At 59.6% G+C, this 21,762-nt stretch carries 23 protein-coding genes; 3 read left to right on the top strand and 20 right to left on the bottom strand.

All coding sequences use genetic code 11. From position 1 onward, the window contains the following. Nucleotides 1-34: 34 nt before the first annotated feature. The 11 genes from rluE to NOM67_RS10660 form a co-directional block, all read right to left on the bottom strand. Nucleotides 35-913 carry a 23S rRNA pseudouridine(2457) synthase RluE gene (gene rluE / locus NOM67_RS10610; protein WP_255936841.1) on the bottom strand — a complete coding sequence of 293 codons (879 nt, stop codon included), beginning with the start codon at nt 911-913 and terminating at the stop codon, nt 35-37. 118 nt (nt 914-1,031) lie between these two features. Beyond that, nucleotides 1,032-1,799, bottom strand: coding sequence for a PTS sugar transporter subunit IIA (locus tag NOM67_RS10615; RefSeq protein WP_255936842.1), 768 nt, complete (start codon nt 1,797-1,799; stop codon nt 1,032-1,034). Then, nucleotides 1,799-2,104: a PTS fructose transporter subunit IIB gene (locus NOM67_RS10620; RefSeq protein ID WP_033114409.1), complete on the bottom strand. Its 306-nt coding sequence runs from the start codon at nt 2,102-2,104 to the stop codon at nt 1,799-1,801. The genes NOM67_RS10615 and NOM67_RS10620 overlap by 1 nt, the downstream gene beginning before the upstream one ends. Before the next feature lie 206 nt (nt 2,105-2,310). Further along, complete coding sequence (gene uhpT / locus NOM67_RS10625) at nt 2,311-3,717, bottom strand: hexose-6-phosphate:phosphate antiporter (RefSeq protein ID WP_041208873.1); 1,407 nt, start codon at nt 3,715-3,717, stop codon at nt 2,311-2,313. Between the two features lie 517 nt (nt 3,718-4,234). Beyond that, nucleotides 4,235-6,145: a fructose-specific PTS transporter subunit EIIC gene (locus tag NOM67_RS10630; protein ID WP_019446857.1), complete on the bottom strand. Its 1,911-nt coding sequence runs from the start codon at nt 6,143-6,145 to the stop codon at nt 4,235-4,237. Nucleotides 6,146-6,800: 655 nt separating this feature from the next. Beyond that, on the bottom strand, nt 6,801-7,592 hold the full coding sequence (locus NOM67_RS10635; RefSeq protein WP_255936843.1) for a hypothetical protein: 792 nt from the start codon (nt 7,590-7,592) through the stop codon (nt 6,801-6,803). Between the two features lie 49 nt (nt 7,593-7,641). Next, complete coding sequence (locus NOM67_RS10640) at nt 7,642-8,166, bottom strand: hypothetical protein (protein ID WP_124242318.1); 525 nt, start codon at nt 8,164-8,166, stop codon at nt 7,642-7,644. A gap of 50 nt (nt 8,167-8,216) precedes the next feature. Beyond that, the gene (locus tag NOM67_RS10645; protein ID WP_104014227.1) at nt 8,217-8,675 is read right to left on the bottom strand and encodes a hypothetical protein; all 459 of its coding nucleotides are present in this window, start codon (nt 8,673-8,675) and stop codon (nt 8,217-8,219) included. A gap of 27 nt (nt 8,676-8,702) precedes the next feature. Next, nucleotides 8,703-9,242 carry an AAA family ATPase gene (locus NOM67_RS10650; protein ID WP_255936848.1) on the bottom strand — a complete coding sequence of 180 codons (540 nt, stop codon included), beginning with the start codon at nt 9,240-9,242 and terminating at the stop codon, nt 8,703-8,705. Between the two features lie 105 nt (nt 9,243-9,347). Continuing rightward, nucleotides 9,348-10,064: a sugar isomerase domain-containing protein gene (locus tag NOM67_RS10655; protein WP_255936851.1), complete on the bottom strand. Its 717-nt coding sequence runs from the start codon at nt 10,062-10,064 to the stop codon at nt 9,348-9,350. 319 nt (nt 10,065-10,383) lie between these two features. Next, a complete protein-coding gene (locus NOM67_RS10660; protein ID WP_005334591.1) occupies nt 10,384-10,647 on the bottom strand; it encodes a hypothetical protein in 264 nt (87 codons plus the stop codon). 156 nt (nt 10,648-10,803) lie between these two features. Between NOM67_RS10660 and NOM67_RS10665 the strand changes: the two genes are divergently transcribed. After that, nucleotides 10,804-10,968 carry a hypothetical protein gene (locus NOM67_RS10665; RefSeq protein WP_255936858.1) on the top strand — a complete coding sequence of 55 codons (165 nt, stop codon included), beginning with the start codon at nt 10,804-10,806 and terminating at the stop codon, nt 10,966-10,968. Nucleotides 10,969-11,009: 41 nt separating this feature from the next. On the opposite strand, the gene NOM67_RS10670 is transcribed toward NOM67_RS10665, so the two are convergent. Further along, nucleotides 11,010-12,047 (bottom strand): Mal regulon transcriptional regulator MalI, encoded by a 1,038-nt coding sequence (locus NOM67_RS10670; protein WP_005344074.1) that lies wholly within the window; start codon nt 12,045-12,047, stop codon nt 11,010-11,012. A gap of 281 nt (nt 12,048-12,328) precedes the next feature. Between NOM67_RS10670 and malX the strand changes: the two genes are divergently transcribed. Both malX and NOM67_RS10680 read left to right on the top strand, forming a co-directional pair. Further along, nucleotides 12,329-13,900 carry a maltose/glucose-specific PTS transporter subunit IIBC gene (gene malX / locus NOM67_RS10675; protein WP_255936863.1) on the top strand — a complete coding sequence of 524 codons (1,572 nt, stop codon included), beginning with the start codon at nt 12,329-12,331 and terminating at the stop codon, nt 13,898-13,900. An 87-nt stretch (nt 13,901-13,987) separates the two neighbouring features. Next, entirely contained in the window at nt 13,988-15,178 is a 1,191-nt protein-coding gene (locus NOM67_RS10680) for a MalY/PatB family protein (RefSeq protein WP_255936866.1), read from the top strand. 87 nt (nt 15,179-15,265) lie between these two features. Here NOM67_RS10680 and NOM67_RS10685 read toward each other — a convergent pair whose 3' ends face one another. The 8 genes from NOM67_RS10685 to NOM67_RS10720 all read right to left on the bottom strand — a co-directional run bounded on the left by NOM67_RS10685 (nt 15,266) and on the right by NOM67_RS10720 (nt 21,756). Beyond that, nucleotides 15,266-16,447, bottom strand: coding sequence for a hypothetical protein (locus tag NOM67_RS10685; protein ID WP_201911966.1), 1,182 nt, complete (start codon nt 16,445-16,447; stop codon nt 15,266-15,268). A 3-nt stretch (nt 16,448-16,450) separates the two neighbouring features. Then, nucleotides 16,451-16,879, bottom strand: coding sequence for a type III secretion system chaperone (locus tag NOM67_RS10690; RefSeq protein ID WP_255936869.1), 429 nt, complete (start codon nt 16,877-16,879; stop codon nt 16,451-16,453). 116 nt (nt 16,880-16,995) lie between these two features. Beyond that, the gene (gene ascU, locus NOM67_RS10695) at nt 16,996-18,054 is read right to left on the bottom strand and encodes a SctU family type III secretion system export apparatus subunit AscU (protein ID WP_042031509.1); all 1,059 of its coding nucleotides are present in this window, start codon (nt 18,052-18,054) and stop codon (nt 16,996-16,998) included. Further along, on the bottom strand, nt 18,051-18,839 hold the full coding sequence (gene sctT / locus NOM67_RS10700; protein ID WP_033113186.1) for a type III secretion system export apparatus subunit SctT: 789 nt from the start codon (nt 18,837-18,839) through the stop codon (nt 18,051-18,053). Before sctT ends, ascU begins: the two co-directional genes overlap by 4 nt. Beyond that, complete coding sequence (gene ascS, locus NOM67_RS10705) at nt 18,836-19,102, bottom strand: SctS family type III secretion system export apparatus subunit AscS (protein ID WP_033113185.1); 267 nt, start codon at nt 19,100-19,102, stop codon at nt 18,836-18,838. The genes sctT and ascS overlap by 4 nt, the downstream gene beginning before the upstream one ends. Before the next feature lies 1 nt (nt 19,103). Then, on the bottom strand, nt 19,104-19,757 hold the full coding sequence (gene ascR, locus NOM67_RS10710) for a SctR family type III secretion system export apparatus subunit AscR (RefSeq protein ID WP_029302711.1): 654 nt from the start codon (nt 19,755-19,757) through the stop codon (nt 19,104-19,106). Beyond that, entirely contained in the window at nt 19,754-20,680 is a 927-nt protein-coding gene (gene sctQ / locus NOM67_RS10715; protein ID WP_255936883.1) for a type III secretion system cytoplasmic ring protein SctQ, read from the bottom strand. Before sctQ ends, ascR begins: the two co-directional genes overlap by 4 nt. After that, on the bottom strand, nt 20,677-21,756 hold the full coding sequence (locus NOM67_RS10720; RefSeq protein ID WP_255936886.1) for a type III secretion system needle length determinant: 1,080 nt from the start codon (nt 21,754-21,756) through the stop codon (nt 20,677-20,679). Before NOM67_RS10720 ends, sctQ begins: the two co-directional genes overlap by 4 nt. Between the last annotated feature and the right edge of the window lie 6 nt (nt 21,757-21,762).

Raw genomic sequence — 21,762 nt, forward strand, 5'->3', positions numbered from 1 at the left:
CAGCGGGACTGTTCGATTGCCAGCAGGCTGTACGTTATTCCGAGGGTTTGCTGCGGGCCGGCCGGCGTGCGGTGCCACGGCCGCTACTGCGATTGGCCGGGCGCGGGCTCGTGTCACGGCTGTCGCGCCCCTGGCCCTGACCATGGGGGCTTCGGGTCGGTTGGGCAGAGCGCGGATTGTTGCTGCCCGTGCCCTGACTGCGCGGTTTGTTGGGTGCCTGTGCCCTGCGCGGGGCGGGCGCCAACTCGGGAGCGGGCAGGGCGCGGCTCTCGCCGGGGGCCAGACCATCGAGGGTCCAGTCACCGATGGCGTAGCGAATAAGGCGCAGAGTGGGGTGGCCGATATGGGCGGTCATTCGCCGCACCTGCCGGTTGCGCCCCTCCACTATCTTGATCTCCAGCCAGCAGGTGGGGATCTCCTTGCGCTCGCGAATGGGCGGATTGCGCGGCCACACCGCAGGCTCATCCATGATGCGGGCCCCGGCGGGCAGGGTCATGCCATCGTTGAGCTCGACACCGGCGCGCAGGGCGGCCAGTTGCTCTTCGCTCGGAATGCCTTCCACCTGCACCCAGTAGGTCTTGGGGGTCTTCTCCCCCGGCTGGGTGAGGCGCGCCTGCAGCTTGCCATCGTTGGTGAGCAGCAACAGCCCCTCGCTGTCGCGGTCAAGCCGGCCTGCGGCGTAGATGCCGGGCTCTTTGATGTAATCCTTGAGGGTCTCGCGGCCCGCCTCGTCAGTGAACTGGCAGAGCACCATGTAGGGCTTGTTCAACAGGAGCAGCTTGCGATCCTCGGGGGCCAGCTCCGGCTTGCGCGCCGCAACGTGGCGGGATTCGGCTGGCCGGGCAGCAGAGCGGGGAGCGCCATCGCGGGCGGGACGGTTTGGCAGCGAGAGTCGGGATCGGGCAGATTTCATCGGATAGCGGATTGGCAAGTGGGAATGGCAGCGAGTGTACCACAGGGGGCTGACGGCAGGATGAATGGGAGTGGTTGGTAAAGAGAGCTCGGGAAAATTGGCAGCTTTCGGCCGAGGGTCAACCGAGCAGGTTTTCAATCACGATGGCTTGTCTGGCGGGGGCCGAGCTTGCTTGCAGCAGGGCGCCGCTTATCACTTCGTCCATCAGGGCGCGGGCCAGCCGAGTGAGGGGGAGCAGGGTGTCGCGCCCGCAGCCGGTCGGCACCGCCAGCAGGATGATGGTCTGCACCGGCCCGAGCTGCGAGCCCCACTCGATGGGGGCCGGGCTGCTGAGCAGGCTCAGGGCGGGTTGGCTTATCCCCTCGCAAAGCACGTGGGGCATGGCGAGGCCCGGGCAGATGATGGTGGCGGCGATCTGCTCGCGCCGACTGATCGCCTCCTCCAGCGGGGCTCTGTCGCTGACCAGCTCGGCGGGCAGCAGGTCGATCAGGTGTTCGAGCGCCTCGCTCTTGGTCAGAGTGACGGGACTGTGAGCCAGCTGGCGCAGGGCGAAGTGGTAGTCGGGCAGGGCGCTTGCCAGACGCAGCTCGGCCAGCGCGGCGCTGGCGGGGCGCACCAGTGGCTGACCCTGCTCGCCGCACCAGCAGGTGAAGGCCATATGGGCCAGCTCGGCGTCGTTGCCCTCGATCTGCAACTGGCAGAGATCGCCGGGCTGGGTGGCGAGGGTGAGCAGGGAGAGCTGATTGCTGGCGATAACCGTCTGGCGCCGGGTGAGGTTGGCGCAGCGAATGCAGGATTTGAACATCCCCGCCAGCCGGCTCAGCTGCTTGGTGCGGGCAATGCTCATCCCCTGATGGCAGTAGAAGGTGATCTCGCGGCTTAGCATCAGCTGGGCCGGGGCAGTGATCTCAGCACCGCCTGCGCATCGAGCAGTACGGTTTCGAGGCTCACCCGATGGATATGGCAGCCGAGGAAACGCTCCTTCTGCTCGATATCGATGTCGGAGGCGATCAGCACCAGATCGGCGCTGGCGATGTCGCGGGCGGTGAGGGAGTTCTCCATCCCCATGGCGCCCTGAGTTTCGACCTTGATCTTGAGGCCGAGGGCGGCGGCGGCTTTTTGCAGCGCTTCGGCTGCCATATAGGTGTGGGCGATGCCGGTCGGGCAGGCGGTGACGGCAATGATCTTCATTGGCTCTGGACTGTGCGAAACGGGGGGCCAACAAGATAACGCCGGCGGGGATTTTTTGCCAAAAGCCCCGGCCAAAAGTGGGATCTCGATAGGGCTTTGGGCCGCAAAAATGGCGCAAAAGGGCCACTTGAGTATTTAGTTTGGCTAAACAAAAAGGGCTACCCGTGTGGGTAGCCCTGAACAATCTGCGTCGGTTGTTATGACTATCAGGCGGTCTGGGTCGCCAGTTCGGCGGCTTTCAGCTCGCGCTTGATGCGGCGGATCTTGCGCTCTTCGGCAATTGCCACGCAGGCCATCAGCACCAGACAGGCGGCTGCTGCCATGTCCAGCGCCGCGAAGGTGCCGGTCCAGCCGGTCAGGCCGAAGATGGGGGTGCCATCGGCAATCATGCCCAGACCCAGTTTGGCGAAGCTGTCACCAATCAGATAAGCGAAGGTGCCCTTGACGCCATCGGCCACACTGATGCCCTGCTTGGGTACGAAGCCCACGGCGGCGACGCCGATCAGCAGTTGCGGACCAAACACCAGGAAGCCCAGGGTGAACAGGGAGCCCAGGAACATAAACTGGGTGGTGGCGTGCTGGTAGAGACCCAGGGTCGCGATGATGAGCGCCAGTGCCACGCAGGCAACCAGACCACGACGGCCGTTGGCCAGATCGGAGAGGTAGCCCCACATCAGGGTGCCGACCAGAGCGCCCACTTCGAAGAAGGTAAAGCCCTGAATAGCCACGTCTTTGGAGAAGCCCAGCTCCTGGTGGGCATAGACGGTGGACCACTGGTCGATACCGATACGCACCACGTAGAGGAAGATGTTGGCAAAGCAGAGCAGCCAGATCACCTTGTTTAGCAGCACGTACTTCACGAAGATCTGCCACTTGGTCAGCTTCTGCTCCTCGGTGGCGATATCCTCTTCGCTCGCCACTTCGTCAAACAGCTCTTCCACCTTGCCAAGGCCGTAGGCTTCCGGCGAATCGCTACCAAAGCGCAGGCCGATAAAGCCGACGATCAGCGCAATGATGGAGGGGAAGATGAACATGCCGAGCACGTGACCATCAAACAGGTAGTTGGCACCGAACAGCGCCACACCGGCCGCACCGGCACCGCCCACGTTGTGGGAGAGGTTCCACATGCCCAGATAGGTGCCGCGCTTGTTGCGGGGAGTCCACTTGGTGATGGTGGAGTAGCTGCAGGAGCCGCCACAGCTCTGGAAGAAACCGCTCAGGGCGTAGAAGAAGATCATGAAGTAGAGGCTGAAACCGGTGCCGCCCATGCTGGCACTGAAGCCCAGCATGCACAGCGCGGAGAGGATCAGCATCAGCGGCAGGAACTGCTTGGTGTTCTTGCCGTCGGCATAGTAGGAGACGATGGTCTTGCCCACCCCGTAGGTGATGGAGAAGCCAAGGCCGATCATGCCGAGCTCGGTCATGGAGAGACCGTAGGACTGGATCATGTCATTCTGCGCAATGTTGAAGTTCTTGCGGATCAGATACATGGTCAGATAGCCAATAAATACAACCAGATAGGATTGCATAAACGGCTTGAACCAGAGTTTGCGCCGGGCTTCTACCGGCAGGTCGAGGGTGGGAACCCGGACCTGTTCAAGAAATTTCAACATTTTCGTTCATCCTCTGCGAGATAGACGCTATTCCGCCGCGCCCCTTGCGTTGTTGTGCAGTTATGGGAGGTCACGCCACGGAAAGGGGGCAAAAGGGTGGCCGGCTAGCCTGCTTCTGCCCGTGTAAACCCGGGCCCGCTGCCGAAGGACGGGGCATTTCGCCCGTCGTGGTGCGGGTCACGACATCAGGTGGGGTGACTCTAATCAGGGGCGGAAAAAATGGCTTGAGAGCCATCCCTAGGGCAGTTAGGAAAATTTCCTAGTTTTTGCGATTTCGCGGGCAAAGCGTGAGTGCAATCACAGAGCTGACCCAGGATTGGCGATATTTCCGCCGGTGTCGGGGTGGGTGGAGAGGGAATAGCACGGCAAACGAGGCGCTGCTTTGGCGTGGCAAGAAAGGGGGCGACAAAGAGGGTGTTGAGGCCGACAAGGAAAAAGACAAGGAAAAAGCAGAGGCCACCCTGTGGTGGCCTCATGTTTATGGTTTGCGAGCGTTCGTGGCTCGGGGAGGGGTAACTCAGGCCGCCTTGGCCAGGGTTACCTCGTCACTCTTTTTTACCCGCAGCTTTTTCAGGGCAACCGCCACCACGCCGGTGACGATGGCACCGCAGATCATGCAGAGCAGGGCCAGCAGCGGCTTGTTGACGGCACCCAGCAGGGCCACGATGGGCCCACCGTGGGCAACGCTGTTGGTGATGCCGAACAGGAAGGCCATCACGGCGGCGGTCATGCTGCCCAGCACGTTGGCCGGAATGACGGCCAGCGGGTCACGGGCGGCGAACGGAATCGCCCCTTCGGAGATACCCACCAGACCCATGGCACCGGCGGCTTTGCCCGCTTCGATTTCAGACTCGTCAAAGATGCCGAGCTTGCGACCGAGCACGGTAGCCAGCGACATGCCAAGGGGCGCGGCCGGGATGGCGCAAGCCATGGCACCCATGAACTGGGTCTGACCGGAGGCGATCATGCCGACGGAGAAGAGGAAGGCCACCTTGTTGACCGGGCCACCCATATCAAAGCCCGCCATACCACCCAGCACAATACCCAGCAGCACCAGACTGCCACCACTCATGGAGAGCAGCATGGCGTTGAGGCCAGTCATCATGTCGGCAATCGGGGCGCCGATGATGAAGATGAATACCGCAGCGATAAAGAGCGACCCGACGATGGGGGCGATCAGGATCGGCACCAGCGGTTGCACCATCTTGTGGTACTGACGGGTGGCAATCCAGCGCACCAGATAGCCGACCAACAGGCCTGCAATGATGGCACCGATAAAGCCGGTACCGGCGTCAGCGCCGTAGAAGCTGCCGTTGTTGGCGATCCAGCCGCCGATAAAGCCCGGGGCCAGAGCCGGACGGTCACCGATGGCGTAGGCGATATAGCCCGCCAGAATGGGGATCATCAGGGTGAAGGCGGCCACGCCCACGTTGAGGATCTGGTTCCACATGCTCCCTTCCGGGATCTGCATGCCGCTCGGAGTCGGGTTGCCGCCGATGGCCAGTGACAGGGCGATAAGCAGACCACCGGTCACCACGAACGGGATCATGTGCGATACGCCGTTCATCAGGTAGCGATAGAGATCCGAGCTGCCGCCGCTGGCGCGCTTCTCGTCACCCTTCTTCTCATCCTTGTCCGCCACATAGGCGGGGGCTTTCAGCGCCTGCTCAATCAGACCCTTGCCATCCTTGATGGGGGCCTTTACGCCGGTCTTGATGAGGGGCTTGCCGGCAAAGCGGGCCATGTCTACCTGCTTGTCGCAGGCCACCACGATGGCGGCGGCGCGGGCGATCTCGTCTGCGGTCGGGCTGTTCTTGACGCCGATAGAGCCGTTGGTCTCCACCTTCACCTCATAACCCAGCTCCTTGGCGGCGCGCTCCAGCGACTCGGCCGCCAGATAGGTGTGGGCGATACCGGCCGGGCAACCGGTGACACCGATGATCAGCCCCTTGTTGGCCGCAGGTGCGGCAGCCGCTTCCTCTTTCTTGGCCAGCAGCAGTGCCAGCGCATCGGCCGGGGTTTTGGCTGCCAGCAGGGCATCGATAAAGCCCTCTTCAATCAGCTTGGCGGAGAGCTCGGCCAGCACCTCGATATGGTGGTTGGCGCCACCTGCCGGGGAGGCAATCATGAAGAACAGTTTGGACGGCTTGCCATCTTCGGCGCCGTAGTCGATGCCGTTGCGGCTGATGCCGATGGCGACTGCCGGGGTGCTGACCGCCGCACTCTTGGCGTGGGGCAGGGCAACACCCTCTTCAAAGCCGGTGTTGTCCAGCTCTTCACGGGCCCACAGATCCTTGACGAACTGCTGCTCGTCGCTGACCTTGCCTTGCGCGACCAGCAGGCGGGCCATCTCGGTGAAGACCTCTTCCTTACGCGTCGCTTTCAAATCGAGGTTGATCAGATGTTCATTGATCAAGGTGGTTATCATGGCGCTCTCCCCGCTCCGTTGCCGGAGCCTGTTGGCATGCCGCCCTTGCAGGCCGGTATGCAGACAAAATTGACCCGACTATTATCGCGCCGGGGGAGAGGTCACCCTATCGGACAAATGTGCGAATAACTGGATTTTTGTGCGCCATCACCTTGAGTGTGACCCTGATCGCAAAGCTGAACAGCTGCTGAAACGGGGGAAGATTGAATCGCTCATGTTTTTATTGATGATTAAAATCAATTGGTTGTGTTTGTTCGTGGTTCAGCGCTTTGGCCGTGCGGTGAGTTTTTACTCAGCGGATGGGCGCGCTCTTTCTATAAATTTGTGAGGTGAAAAACGGCTGCGGGATGTGAGCCAACGCACAGAAATGCCCCCGCTGGCGGGAAGCGAGAGGGGGCGCAGGGGAGGTGCGAGCAGAACAAGCTGGATAAATGGGTTGCACCATCGGTGCCAGACAGCCCACCACAACGGGCAAGAAAAACCACAGTCATAGACGCACCGTAGGGTGCAATGAACGAAGTGAATTGCACCGCCTGTTTGGGCAGGCTGGGTGGTGGCAAAGATAGAGGTGCAATGCGCTGCGCTTATTGCACCTTACTGGATTGATATTGATTACGCGAGAATCTGAATGCCTGTAAAAATTCAAGTTTGCAGGTTAACTTTTGGCTATTGCTTCTGGAAGATAAATCCAGCGGATAAGCGGGCCTTTTCTGGAGGCAAAGCGAATTTTAATCCAATCATCTTTTTGCCCGAGAATTTCTACCTTGTCATTATGAATAAGATAGGCTTTGGTCTTTGATGTTTTTTCAGGTGATGAGTAGAGAAACACTTTCTCGGATGTGACTGGCCAGAGAATTTTCTTGCCATCAAAGTCAATCGCAACGGTGTCCAGTTTATCACCCTTATTATTAAATGTGTGCTCGTAAAGAGGGAAGGTCTCAATCTCGGAGTTCTGGATCTGATACTCTGTTGTTTTATATAGCCAGAGTTCACCCTGAGGATTATATTCGTAAGTGTCGTAATACCATACAGGGCCGGAGCGGCAAGAGCTAACCAAAGAAAGATCGTCTAATCGAACTGCAAGGTTATAGAGATCCCCGCAGGCAGAGGCGGGCATTTTATAGTCCGCAAATTTTAACTTTTTAAATGCTGCATTTATATGGTCATACAAGAATACATAAAAGACGGTATTTACCATGCCGAGAGAGCTAGAGATTGCGATATCTTTGTAACCGTCAAAGTTGAAATCTTTTCTGATAATGTCAGATTGAAGTTCATCATCAACACATATCAGTGTTTCTTTCTCTTTTCCGGTAGCCAATAAATAATAACAGTCATTTTCTTTTTGTATTTCAATTTTGACTCCGTCAATCATATAAGATGAGTTTGTCTTTGCTGAGACGGAGAAACACAGCAATAAAGCTGTAATGATGACAAGATATTTCATGGTAATTTATTCTTCTGCGTGAGTTTTTGAAAAGTGTTGCTTTCGTATTTTATTTACTGTCTTGGACAGTTTTTATAAGCGTGAGCTGGTTTTTATCAACAATGTAATAGTTCGTGTAATAAACAAAATGTTTTCCGTCTTGACTGTTTTCAACTTTAACCGTTGTAAGAAGGCGGCTATCAATTTGGGGTGATTCAATCCATTCTCCCACACGGATATCAGATTCATCATTTACATCATATGAGCTATAAGCATTAAATACCATATCAAGTACCTTGCCCGTGCGTTTGTTGACAAGAACTTGATCATAACAACCTGATGAACCACATCCCCAGCCTGTCAGTACATATTCACCTGCATATACTGGCTTTTGTGACAAGGCGGCGGTAAGTCGGGTTCGGAATGTTCTGGCCAATTCAGAGTCTAGTGAAAGTTTGGCTGGCTTACCTTTATATGCGGCTGGTGCAGGGTAGTCTTCTGTCCGAGGTGGAACTTGAGATCCGGTTTCATTAGCAAATGTGATTTGGCTGGATAACCCGAGGAAAAACAATAAATAAATTGCGCGTGCTTTCATAATTTTTTGTCTTGGTGTTCAACTATTTACTTACACTAAGTTTTTAAAAGTCATTTAACTCTTAAACTTCTCAGCTCTTTATGTGGATTGTGTGGTAAGCAGTTAACGTATGCCTTAGCCGTATGATTATTGCCCATATCATCAACAATAGTGCAAGTCAGGTTACAAGGCTTACCAAGATCACGACGCCAGAAATGGTAGTGGTGTTGGTATTCTGCTTCAAATTCAGATGTTATTGTGACAGAAACTATCCAGTGGATAGGTATTTTCTTATTACATACTAATTTAGTAAGCAATTCTGAATATGATAGAGACATGAGCTTCAATTCATTTATATCTGGAGTTACGACTTTGGTAATCAACTCTATAGAAACGATTTTTGACTCTTCAGATTCAAGAGCTTTGTACAGTTTTCCTAATCCCCAGTATCCATCTATATCATTGTTTCTACTCGCAAAAGAATTGATGATGCCTGATGCTACACATATTAACTCTGTTCTACGCCCCATATTTATCCTCTACAGGAACTAGCCACCTTAGTTGTGACCAGCGCTCAAACTCCAATGGCTAGTTACTAGTTGGTTAAGATAGAGATTTACCTCTGTGCGAGTCGTGAAACGGTGTTTTTCGTTTGGGAATCGATCAAACAGCTCGCGATGGAATTGGCGGGAGCTTTTGCCGGCTCGCTGCCCATATTCCGATGCCCACACCAGCAGTTGTTGAAAGCTCTCTTCGGCTGCTACGGCATCCCGTTGCCTGGCACTTTGTGATCCGCGCGATAGCAGTGAATCACGGCATACCGACCAGTCGAGATCCAGAAAAAGCAGGGTATTGGCGGCATCAAGCAGTTGCTCGGCCAGGGCACCAAATACCCCTTCGACCACCCATGAGGGCTCTTGAGCAAGTGTTTGGATGGCATGGTCAATCTCATGCTGGGGCCGTTTTTGGTTAAAGCCGCCCGGCTGCCAGACAATGGTGTCCAGATTGACCTCGCGGATAGTTAACTGCTCAGCCAATCGAGCAGCCAACCAACTTTTACCCGATCCAGAGTTGCCAATAATCAGAATACGTTTCATCTATGAGTGCTCTTTTCTGGAACATCTCGTATGTTGGGCCAAACATCGTAGGTTGGAGCTGAACGAAGTGAAGCCCAACGTTTACCGCGACAATATCTTAATTGCTTACATCGACTTCAATCGCCCTTGGAAATGGCGGTAAACATCATCGTTATTAAAGCCATCCACATTCTGGCTGGAGAAAATAAGCGGGGTTACGCCTTGTGCCAGCGCTAGTTTCTGCGCTTCGACTACCAGCGTATTGATCAGCACCATGCCGGAGATGGAGGAGAAGGCGCCGGTGACCCGATCATTGACCTCGCACAGGCCATCGCCCGGCGGCACGCAGTTGTCCAGTACCAGATCGGCCAGCTCCATCAGTTTCTGGCCAGAAGGGTGACGACTCGGATTTTGCGCCGATTGTGCCACTGAGGTAATAACGAGCACCTTGTGGCCGCGCGCTCTGGCAAGCTGGGCCCACTCGATGGGCAGGGCGTTGCGACCCGAATTGGAGATGACCACCATCAGGTCCCCCGGCGCAATCGGCTGCTCCTCCCACAGGATGGCGGCAAGCCCCGGCAGCTTCTCCAGCGCCGAGCTGCGCAGGGCACCATCGGCGGTGGTGACGGTGGAGTCGAGCACGGCGTTGATATTGCCAAGGCCACCGGCACGGATAAACCCCTCCAGCCCGACCATATGAGAGTGCCCGGTGCCCAGCATATGGATCATCTTGTTGTGGACGATGGCCTCGCTAAACCAGTGGGCCGCTTGCCGGATCCCGGCTTCGTTCTGACTGACCATGGTAGCAATGAGCGCTTGCAGTTTTTCGACGTACTCAAACATAACGGCGGGGATCCTTGTGGATTGCTGGAGAGGGGGTTGTGGCCCAGGTGTGGCCAAGCGGCACGCTACCGCCCCTGGACGACAGCCTCCACTCTGCTGCTGTTAACCGGCGATGTGGCGGGAGGGGATGGCACTATGGTGGCCAGAGCGATCTCGGCAACGTCCCTCCCAATCCCGGTTGCCAAGTGAGCCATGGTAATCAAGGTGGGGGCGATGCAAAACCGGCAGCAGGTAAAAACCTGCCAAGGATCAACAAACTACTTGCTTGATGGCGGGACTTTATTCGGTTGGTTGTGTGACGGATGACAGACTGAAGCCATCAATACTCCAGAAACTTCTCCCCGCAGCGTTCGCAGATCAGATGTTTTACATGGGTGGTCTGGTAGGCCAGTGTTTCACCAAACGCCCAGTTGGTGATGCTGCTGGAAGTAAAGGCTTGCCAGAAGGCTTTGCGCGGATCCTTGGGCATGATGTCCTGGCTGTGATCGCGGGCGACCAGCACCACGATATGGCGGGTTCGTTCCCTGCATTTGTCACAGCGATGGATTTCACTCGGCGGATTCTGGTCGTGCGGGTTGCTCATAAATGGGCTCGTGAAGTGAGGCAGGCGCCCATCATATTCCTCTTCACTTGGCTCTCAATCTCTCCTTGCCAGCGCAGTGAGCAGCCTCACGTTTTGCGCTGCTGCAGGCTTGCCCAGCCAGCTCAGGCCGACTCCCGTTTTTGCAGATTGGGGGTGATGATATGGCGGTTGGGGGCGAGCTCGGGCGCCCAGCCAGCTCAGGCTGACTCTCGCTTCTGTGGTTTGCTGGTGAGCGGTGATGATATGGCGGGTGGGGTGAGCTCGGGCGCCCAGCCAGCTCAGGCCGACTCCCGCTTCTGCAAGTTTGCAGGTGAGCGGTGATGATATGGCGGGTTGGGACGAGCTCGGGCTGTCCAGCCAGTTCAGGCCGACTCCCGCTTTTGTAGATTGGGGGTGATGATATGGCGGTTGGGAGCGAGCTCGGGTTGCTGCATCCGGGTCAGCAGCCGCCTTGCCGCCTGACGGCCGATTTCGCGGGCCGGTGAGCTGACAAAGGTGAGGGCGGGGGAGGTGAGTTCGGCCTCTGCCACGTCGTCAAAACCGAGCAGGGCCACCTGCTGGCCGATGTAGTTGTCCTTGCCCACGGTGCGGCCGCTCGCCTCGACGCCATAGATGGCGCCGAGTGCCACCTCGGGGTAGTGGCAGAGCACGGCGGTCACCTTGGGGTGCTGGTGCAGCAGCTGGGCGATGGTGTCGGCGGCGCTGCGCTGGGTGCGCTCGCACTCCAGTACCCACTCCGGTTTGAAGGGCAGGCCATATTGCAGCAGGCTGGCGCAGTAGCCGCCGATCCGCTCGGCGCGGGTGAGGGAGTCGGCCCGCCCGCCGACATAGGCGATATGGCGGTGGCCCTGCTCGATAAGGTAGGTGGTGGCCTGCTTGGCGGCGTGGGTGTTGTCAGGGCCGATAAAGTCCACGTCATCGCGATAGTAGGAGCGGGCGGCGCACACCACCGGCAGTTCGGAATCGAGCAGGGTCTCCAGGGTTTTGGCCGCCGCGCCGCGCACCGGATTGAAGATGATGCCCGCCACCCCTTGCCGTGACAGGGAGTGGATGCTCTGCTGCAGCCGCTCCGGGCTGTGGCCGCACTGGGTCAGAAACAGCAGATAGCCCTGCTGCTCCAGCACCTCGCTCACCCCGGCGGTCACCTCGGTATAGAAGGGGTCGGTGATGTCGCGCAGGATCAGCCCCACCAGATTGGACTGCTGGCTGCGCAGGTTGGCGGCGGCGCTGTTGGGCACATAGTCGAGCTCTTTTATCGCCTGCTGCACCCGCTCGGCGGTGGCCGGCGAGATGCGCCCCTTGCCGTTGAGCACCATGGAGACGGTGGTGACCGACACTCCCGCCCGCTGGGCGACATCGGTGATCTTGGTGGCTTTGGCAGAGAGGGATTTGGGCGACATAGGGCGAATGGACGACGGACAGTTGAGAGAGAGGCCCCAGCATACCTGCTTGGGTTGCCAAGTGAAACGTTACATCACCATCTGGCCGATCCGGCTCACAAATTTGGATCCTGCTGCCAGCCAGCCCCCTGATTCTGTGATCCTGTCGTCACTTGTAAATTGATAAAACGTTTTATCATCCGGCAAAACCTGATGCTGACCCGCGCCTCTGCGTCGAAATTGCCACGAGCAGCCACGGGGAAAGCCGCAGATATTGCTGTCTATTCACAAGGAGCCGTTTCATGGCCAAGCCTCAAGCCAAATCCACCATCTGGGAGTTCCTGCAGAGCCTCGGCAAGACCTTTATGTTGCCGGTTGCCCTGCTGGCCTTCTCGGGCATTTTGCTCGGTGTCGGCAGCTCGCTCACCAGCGATGCGGTCAAGCAGAGCATGCCCTTCCTCGACAATACCGTGCTGCAACTGCTGTTCCTCTGGATGACCAAGGTGGGGCTGGTGGCCTTTATCTACCTGCCGGTGATGTTCGCAGTGGCCATTCCGCTCGGACTGGCGCGGGAAGAGAAGGGGGTCGCGGCCTTTGCCGGTTTCGTCGGCTATGCGGCGCTCAACCTCTCCATCAACTTCTATCTCACCGTGGCCAACGTCATCGGTGATGCGGCGGCGGAGAAGGCCTACGGGGTGAAATCGATCCTCGGCATCAGCTCCATCGACACCGGGATTCTGGGGGCCATCATCGTCGGGGTGATCGTCGCCAAACTGCACGCCCGTTTCTACACCTACAAGATGCCCGATGCGCTCGCCTTCTTCGGCGGTGCCCGCTTCGTGCCCATCATCACCGCGCTGGTGCTGGGTGTGGTCGGCTTGGTCGTGCCGTTCGTCTGGCCCTGGTTTGCTGCCGGTATCAACGGTGTCGGGGCGCTCATCTCCCACGCCGGTCCCTTCGGCCCCTTCCTGTTCGGTACCGGTGAGCGTCTGCTGCTGCCGCTCGGTCTGCACCATATTCTGGTGGCGCTGATCCGCTTTACCGAAGCGGGCGGCACCCAGCTGGTATGTGGTCACGAGGTAAGTGGCGCCCTCAATATCTTCTACGCCGAGCTCTCCTGCGCCGATACCAGCGGCTTCTCGGTCTCTGCCACCTCCTTCCTCTCTCAGGGCAAGATGCCTGCCTTCCTCGGCGGCCTGCCGGGTGCGGCGCTCGCCATGTATCACTGCGCTCGCCCGGAAAATCGCGGCAAGATCAAGGCGCTGCTGGTCTCCGGCGTAGTGGCCTGCGTCATCGGTGGTATCACCGAGCCGCTGGAGTTCCTGTTCCTGTTCGTGGCGCCGGTACTCTACGTCATTCACGCCATCCTGACCGGTCTGGGCTTTATGACCATGGGGCTGCTCGGCGTCACCATCGGCAACACCGACGGCAACCTGATCGATTTTCTGGTGTTCGGCGTGCTGCAGGGCACCGCCACCAAGTGGTATCTGGTGCCGGTCGCGGCGGCCATCTGGTTTGCCATCTACTACAGCGTGTTCCGCTTCGCCATTGTGCGCTTTAACCTCAAAACCCCCGGTCGTGAAATCGAGACCAGCGAGACTGCCCAGCCTGCAGGCAAGAAGGTCGGCAACAGCGGTTACAACGGTGAAATCATCCTCAACGCCTTGGGCGGCGCCGATAACATTCTGGCGCTCGATAACTGCATCACCCGCCTGCGGATGTCGGTGCAGGACATGAGCCGGGTCGATGACAAGGTATTGAAGGCAAACGGCGCCATCGGGGTGATCAAGCTCGATGAGCACAACCTGCAGGTGGTGATCGGCCCGCAGGTGCATCTGGTGAAAAACCAGCTGCAGAGCCTGATGGGGGCCTGAACCGTCCAATAAGAACCGAACGGGGGGCGCAAGCCCCCCTTGTTTGCCTCTCCCAATATGTCTCCTGTTTATGGAGGGAGAAACTTCATGCACGATATTTATGACTTCGACCATGTGGTCGACCGCCACGGCACCTACTGCACCCAATGGGACTATGTAGCCGACCGTTTTGGCCATGCCGACCTGCTCCCCTTTACCATCTCCGACATGGATTTCGAGACAGCCCCCTGCATTCGCCAGACCCTGGCAACCCGCCTTGAGCACGGGGTATTTGGCTACAGCCGCTGGAATCACGACGACTTCAAGGGGGCGGTGAGCCACTGGTTTGCCCACCGCTACGGCGCGAGCCTCGACCCCGAGACGCTGGTTTACGGCCCCTCGGTCATCTATGTGATTGCCCAGCTGGTGAGCCTCTGGTCGGCGCCGGGGGAGGGGGTGCTGGTGCATACCCCGGCCTACGACGCCTTCGGCAATATGCTGGCCGCCAACGACAGGGTGCTGCTGCCTTGCCCGCTCAAAAAAGCAGAGGGGAGCTACCAGATCGACTGGCAATGTTTCGAGCAGCAAGCGGCCCGCCCTGATTGCCGGATTTTGCTGCTCTGCAGCCCCCACAACCCCACCGGCCGGGTCTGGACGCGGGATGAACTGGGCCGGATGGCCGCCATCTGCCAGCGTCATGGGGTCAAGGTGATTTCGGACGATATCCATATGGATGTGAGCTTTGCCCGCTACCTGCCATGGAGCGAGGTGGCACCGGACGATGGCTGGGCGCTGGTGAGCTCGGGCTCCAAATCCTTCAATATTCCCGCCCTTGGCGGCGCCTATGCCTTTATCGCCAACGCCGAGGCGCGAGCCGCCTATCTGCAGCGGCTCAAGGCGGCCCATGGCCTCTCATCGCCCCCCATTCTCGGGGTGCTGGCCCATATCAGCGCCTATAGGGAAGGCGCAGCCTGGCTCGATGCCCTGAAAAGCTATCTGCACGGCAACCTCGCCCATGTGGCGGCGCGGCTCAACGCCGCCTTCCCCGCCATCGACTATCGGGTGCCCGAGGGAACCTATCTCGCCTGGATTGACCTGCGCGGCCTTGGCATCGACACGACCGAGCGGATGGATGCGTTGCAAGCCTTGCTGGTGGATAAATACCGGGTCGCCATCATGCGCGGCGACACCTACGGCCCGGAAGGCACAGGCTATATCCGCCTCAACGTCGGCTGCCCGCGCTCGAAGGTTGACCAGGGGCTCGACGCCCTGATCGGCGCGCTGGGGGAGGTGGTGTAGGGTAAATCCATTCAAGGTGAAAAACAAAACGGGGCCATCAGTGATGGCCCCGTTCTTTTGGCGGGTCTGCGGGACAGGAGAATCCTGTCAGAGTGTCAACAGTTGTGCCTCGATATGGCTCCAGTGAGCGAAGGCATTGTTGTCGCCATAAAGGCGCGCCAGACCTTCGGCAAAGCTCTCCTCCAGTCCCGGTTCGTAGTTCCCTTTTGGGCCCGCCTGCTGAAAGTAGGCATCCCCCAGCTTGTGATAGTCGTTGTACCAGGCCGCATAGAAGGAGCTGTCCTGACTCAGGTTGGCGCCTGTGGTGCTGGCACCCACCAGACGATCGATGGAGTGGCCAAATTCGTGCAACACCAGATTGGCCGAGCCGTGGTGACTACCCACTTGCCATTTGCCAGAGCGATCCTGCTCCATGGCTATAACGGTCTCTTTGCTGCCGCCGAAGGCACCGACGCCCGGCAGCTTGTCCCACCCGCCCCCACCATGACCACGGGCGCTCGTTCCGGCCAGATGGGTATGGTAGGTGGTCACATTGTCATGGGTGACCCGGATCGTCAGCCCTTCGGCATCGGCCTGCTTGAGCAGGTTCATGGGCAGCTTGGCCAGTTCGATGGCAACGGCGCGGGCTGCCTGACTGTCGACCGGGCTCTTGGCGTTGAGCGTGACCATGGTGATGGCTTGCTGGAAGCGGGCCACTTCGCCGGAGTTGAGCAGTTGGCCGATGGTCTCGATATGGCGCGGAGTCAGCATCCCCTTGCTGTGCATGAAAGAGGGGAGTTTCTCGTCGAGCAGGGCGAGTGTTTGTTCGCCATGTTGCCGGGTGATGGCGCTGCGCAGCTGCTCATGGGTGCGAATATCGGGGGCGAGCCCCTGAGCGCGGGTAGCTGAGGCGAGCTGCTGTTTGCGCAGGTCGGCGACTTGCTGCAACTCTTGCGAGCGTTCGCTCTGGTGCCGGGCCCCGAGGGTGAGTTCGTTGTGCAGCTGACGCACATCCGCCACCGTCACTTTGCCGCTATCTGCCTGTACGCTGCGCAGCAGGCTGCCAGCCTCTTCCGTGCTCATGCCATATTCCCGGCTCATGGCGGTGATCACCTGGGCAATGGCGGCGTCCCGGTGAGCCAGCCTGTGGCTCTCGACGGAGACCAGCCCCTTGCCCTCCTTGAGATAGAGGTTGCCATTGCTGGCTCGCAGCTCCTGCTGGCTGCCAGCGGAGGATAAGTGGAGGTCACGATAAAGTGACGTCAGTGAGGTCGCTGAGGTGGTATTCATGAGTTATCCCTTGATGGCAGACAGCATATTAAGAGAGCCGGGTTCGGGCAGGGTTGGTTGGCACGGCGCAAGCAGTCGCAATTGCCACTCCCGTACCAGTTGCAGGAAGTTGAAAGTCACGCTGGCCAGTGCATCGGCATCTGCGATGGCGACCGGTAACTGCATCAGCAGGCGCTGGTTGCCGGTCAATCCCATCACCATGCCTCCCGTGGTGGTCAGCAGGCCGTTATAGCTGAGCAGCAGCGGCATCCAGCGGGGATCCAGCTCCCGGTCATCGGGGCGACAAGCCAGCACCAGGCCGGTGTCGGTTCGGGTGATTTGCAGGGCGAGACCATCCGTGGCAAGCAACAGCCACTCGTCGGCAGAGAGCTGATTGAGCTGGTCGGCATCGAGCTGTCGGGCAAGCCGGGTCAGTAGAGTATCGAGATCCATGCACATCTCTGGGTTGATGATTGTGATGCACAGGATCGCAAAAAGAGGGATCGGCCGGATATTAACCCGGGTCGCGGTTTTTTAGGTGACGCGCTCTGGTGATCTCCCGCAAGCAGTTACCACTGCGGCCCTTCGCTCTGGCGCCACTGCTCCAGCCAGCGCAGTACCTCGGCGGTCGCCTCGATCTGGTCAGCGGGGATGTAGTTGTTGATCAGCGCATCGCGATAGAGGGCGCGGGCCAGCGGAATGCGCTGTAGCACCGGGATACCCTCCTCTTCGGCAATCTTGCGCACCAGCAGCGCCTGGGCATCGGTGAACTTGAGGGTGACCACCGGCAGCGGCGTTTCTCCCCGCTCGTAGCGAATGCCAATGGCGATATGGGTCGGGTTGGCGACGATGACCGAGGATCGCTTCACGTCGGCGCGCATGTTGCTCGACTGCAATTCCTGATGGAACTGGCGGCGCTTGCTCTTGATCTCCGGGCTCCCCTCCATCTCCTTGTACTCCCGTTTCACCTCGTCCTTGCTCATCTTGAGCTGCTTGATGTGCTGGTAGTGTTCGAAGGCGTAGTCGGCGATGGCGATCACCACAAACCCCATGGCGCAGACCGCCATCAGCTGGCCCAGCATGCCCCCCAGTACCGGAGTGATGCAGCTCATGCCGCAGCCGGGCAGTTGCAGCATCGCCTGCAGGTTGCCCTCGATGGTGACCCATACCAGCAGGCTCAGGAGGCTCACCTTGAGCAGGGATTTGACGAACTCCATCAGGCTCTTGATGGAGAAGATCTTCTTGGCCCCCTCCACCGGATTGACATGCTTGATGTCGGGCTTGATCGACTCGCCACTCAGCAGAAAACCGTACTGAGCGATATGGGAGGCGAGCACCACCAGCGCCGACACCGCCAGGATCGGGATGCAGAGGTAGGCCATCTCCTGCATCAGGTTCTCCACCACATGGTTGAGGGCCTGGGCAAAGGGGAGGTTGAGGTGGGACTCTGGGATCAGCATCAGCTTACCCAGATGTTCGAGGTAGTAGTCGGACATCGCCATCAGCATACCCACCAGACTGAGGATGATGGCGGTGGAGACCACCTCCTTGCTCTTGACCACCTGCCCCTTCTTGCGGGCATCGCGCAATTTTTTGGCGGTGGGCTGTTCGGTCTTCTCGCCGCTCATCGCGCCTCCAGAATGGGGGCCAGCAGTTGCAGCGGGTCCATCACCGCCAGCACCTGACGGTAGGCGTGATCCATCATCAGCTTGATGTAGATGACCAGCAGCAGGCTGGCGACGGCGCTTTTTATCGGCATTGCCAGTACAAAGACGTTGAGGGAGGGGGCGAAGCGGCTGATAAGGGCCAGCCCGAACTCTGCCAGAAACATGGCGATCAGCAGGGGGGCCGCCAGCAGGGCGCAGAGCAGCAGCATCTGGCTGAACTGGCTGTAGAAAAAGCTCACCCAGAGATCTCCGATAGCGGGAAAGAAACGGGTCACCGGCCAGCTGGCATAGCTCTGGAACAGGGCCGAGAGCAGGGCGAGAAAGGCGCCGCCGGAAAAGAAGAGGGTGATCAGGGTCTGGGTCAGCAGTAGACCGGTGGGGCTGGTCTGGCTGGCGAGGCTGGGGTTGAACAGGGACGCCATGGCCGCGCCGCGCTGGTTATCCACCAGAAAGCCGCTCGCCTCGACGGCCCAGAAGGGGATGGCGGCGACAAAGCCGATCAGCAGGCCGAGCAGCACCTCCTTGGCCACCAAGAGCGCCAGGTCGAGGGCATCGATGGCGGGGGGCAGGGTGTCGGCCACCATGGGGTAGGCGAACAGCGCCAGCGAGCAGACCACGCCGTTGCGGATCATCGCCCCCCCCAGCATCTGCTTGCTCAGTACCGGCAGCATGACGAAGCAGCTGATAAAGCGCGGCAGCAGCAGGGTGTAGGCCAGCATCTGGCCCTGCAGGCTCTCGAGGGTCATTGGATCTGCGGCACCTTGAGCAGCACCATGTCGGCAAAGCTATAGAGCTCGTTGCCAAGCCAGGCGGTGGTGGCAAACAGGGTGATCACCACGGCGATGAGCTTGGCGACAAAGCCCAGGGTCTGCTCCTGGATCTGGGTCAGTGCCTGCAGCAGAGAGACAAGGGTGCCCACCAGTGCCGCCACCAGTACCGGCGGCATCGAGAGGATCAGCACCAGCCAGAGGGTCTGGCTGGTGAAGTGGAGAATATCGGCGTGACTCATCCTAGCCTCCGTAACTGGTGACCAGCCCGTGGGTGAGGCGGGCCCAGCCATCGAGCAGCACGAACAGCAGCAGCTTGAAGGGGAGCGAGATGGTCATGGGGGAGACCATCATCATCCCCATCGCCAGCAGAATGTTGGAGATGATGAGGTCGATGGCGATAAAGGGCAGATAGATGAGAAACCCGATCTCGAAGGCGCGGCTCAGCTCGCTCACGGTAAAGGCGGGCAGCAGGATCAGCAGGCTGTCGGGCTCCAGCCGGTCGGCATATTCGCTGGGCCAGAGCTGCTTGGTGCTGTCGATGAAGAAGGCGTGCTCCCGCGGCTTGATCTGCTTTTTCAGAAAAGCGCGGTAGGGGGCCATCCCCTCGTCGAGAAACTTCTCCACCGACTCGGACTTGGCCAGCGATACCTCGTTCTGGCGCAGGTAATCCTGGGTGGCAAAACCGACCGGAGCCATCACATAGATGCTGAGGATGATGGCCAACCCGTACATCGCCATGTTGGGGGGGATCTGCTGCACCCCGAGGGCGTTGCGCAGCAGCGAGAAGACCACCGCCAGCTTGACGAAGGAGGTGGCCATCACGGCGATAAAGGGGAGCAGGGCCAGCAGCGCCAGCCCGACGATCAGGTTTAGCTCGTCTGGCAGCTGGATCATGACGGCGACTCGCTCTTGAGGCTCTCGACCCGCACCCCGAGTCGCCCCTGGATCTCCACCAGCCGGCCGCAGCCGAGCAGGTGGCCGTTGCTGATGATCCGCACCTCGCCATCGATGGGGGCGCCGAGATCGATGAGTGAGCCCGGTTGCAGGGTGGTGAGGGTGTGCCAGTCCAGGGTCTGGCGGCCCACTTCAAAGGTGACCTGCACCGGCAGGTGCTCAAGCATAGTGGCGTCGAGGGCATCATCGGGGGCGGCGTTGTGCATGGCGGTCAGTTCCAGATGTTGTGGATGGGGTTGGCAGTAGGCATAGGGGCGTCCCTCGATGCAGAGCAGCAGCTGCTGGCCGAGCAGAGGGTGGGGCGGCGGCAGCAGCACATCGCCACAGGCCAGTGTCTCGAGCTCGCTGATGGCAACGCCCATCGCCCCCCACTGCAAGGAGAGGGTGAGAGGGAGCGCCAGGCGTTGCTGGCCGGGTCGCGCAGGCAACTTGCCAAGCAGCGGCTCCGGCTCGGCCAGCCAGAGGGCGAGGGTTGCCCCCTCCCGCTTGAGCAGCAGTTGCAGCGCGGCGTGACCTGCCGCTTCGCAGGTGGCGTTCGGTGTCAGCGCCGAGCAGCTGAGGCCGCCAAGGGGTTGCCCGAGGCGCTCGATCAGCGCCAGTTGCAACGACGCTGGCAGACTGAACAGGGCAGCCTGTTGCAGGTCTGGCGCAAGCCAGCGGGCCAGCTCGGCGCCATGGCAAAACAGCGGCAGGGAGAGCCCCTGCCACTGCAGTTGCAACCGGCAGTCGAGGGTCGCTGGCAGCGGCGCGATGGCGAGCGTCAGCTCGCCACCACTCCAGCCATAGTGGTGGCGGCACTGGCTGAGCTGCTGCTGCAGGGTCAGCTCCGCCGCCGAGGCAGAGGGAAAGGCTATCGATGTCATGCGTCGGCATCCCATTCGTCATAGATGGATCGTTTCTGGCGCGACCCTTGTTCGCTGTCGTCCCGGGTAAAGAGGTCAAAGGCGATCCGCTCGCCGGGGTAGAGCCGTTGCAGGCGGTCGATCAGCTCGCCGCGTCCCTGATTGAGCAGCTGGGAACCCTGCTCGCTGGCCAGCATCTCCACCTGCAGCGAGCCCTGACGGTGCTCGATGCGGATGGCAAGCTCCCCGAGTGCGGGCAGGGTGAGCTGGAGCATGGGGGGGCGCTCCGGGCGACCCAGCTCAAGGTGAATATCCACCGCCAGCCGGCTGAGTAGTTGACCCAGCTCGTGATGATCGACGCGCGGGGCAACCCGTGCCAGCAGCAGATCCCCCGGTGTTGCCGCGAGAGGGGGAACCCGGATGGCCGAGCTGGCAAAGCTCTCTTGCGCAAGCGGCTCCTCCTCGCTGGTCGCAGATAGTTGTTCGGTAGGCTCGTCTGCTATCTGCAGCCGTTCCCCCGCCTCAAGCAGGGCGCCCAGCTCGCCGCTTTCTTGCATGGCATCTTGGCTCAGTCCGGTAAGCTCACCGTCCGACGCTATGGATGTCGACAGGGAAGAGGTGGGCAAGACAAATACGGGTTCACCATTTTTGTCATGTGAGGCGCTCTCGGTGGCCGCTTGCTGTTCGTGATCTTGCTGCAAAGTGGGGGCCTGCATGCCCTCACGTATCTGCGGCAAGATAGCGGGGAGCGGCTGGAGTTCCTGCCGATCGTTTCCCTCCGGCTTGTCATGCTGGTTTTTGCTGCGCGGGGTCGGGCGTGTCAGCCTTCTTTCCGCCAGCTCCTTCTCCTTGTCCGCCGCTTTGTTGCCGGCAAGGGGGGCATCCGGCTTTGTCCGGCGGTGCTCATCCCGTTTGTCGATGGGGTTGCCGGTCAGCGCTTTGTGGTCCCGTGCTCTCTTCTGTTGTGCGGACTCGAGGCGCAGGGCCTGCTCGAAGCGCTGCTGCTGCGCCAGATCCGCCTTGTGCGGTTCGCGCGGCAAGCCTTGCTGTTCGTCGGCAACCCGGGGTTCTGCGCGGGGAGCGGTGAGTCGGTTCATCTCTGG

It is taken from the genome of Aeromonas sp. SG16 (assembly GCF_024436135.1).
GTDB classification, from domain to species: Bacteria; Pseudomonadota; Gammaproteobacteria; order Enterobacterales; family Aeromonadaceae; genus Aeromonas; species Aeromonas jandaei.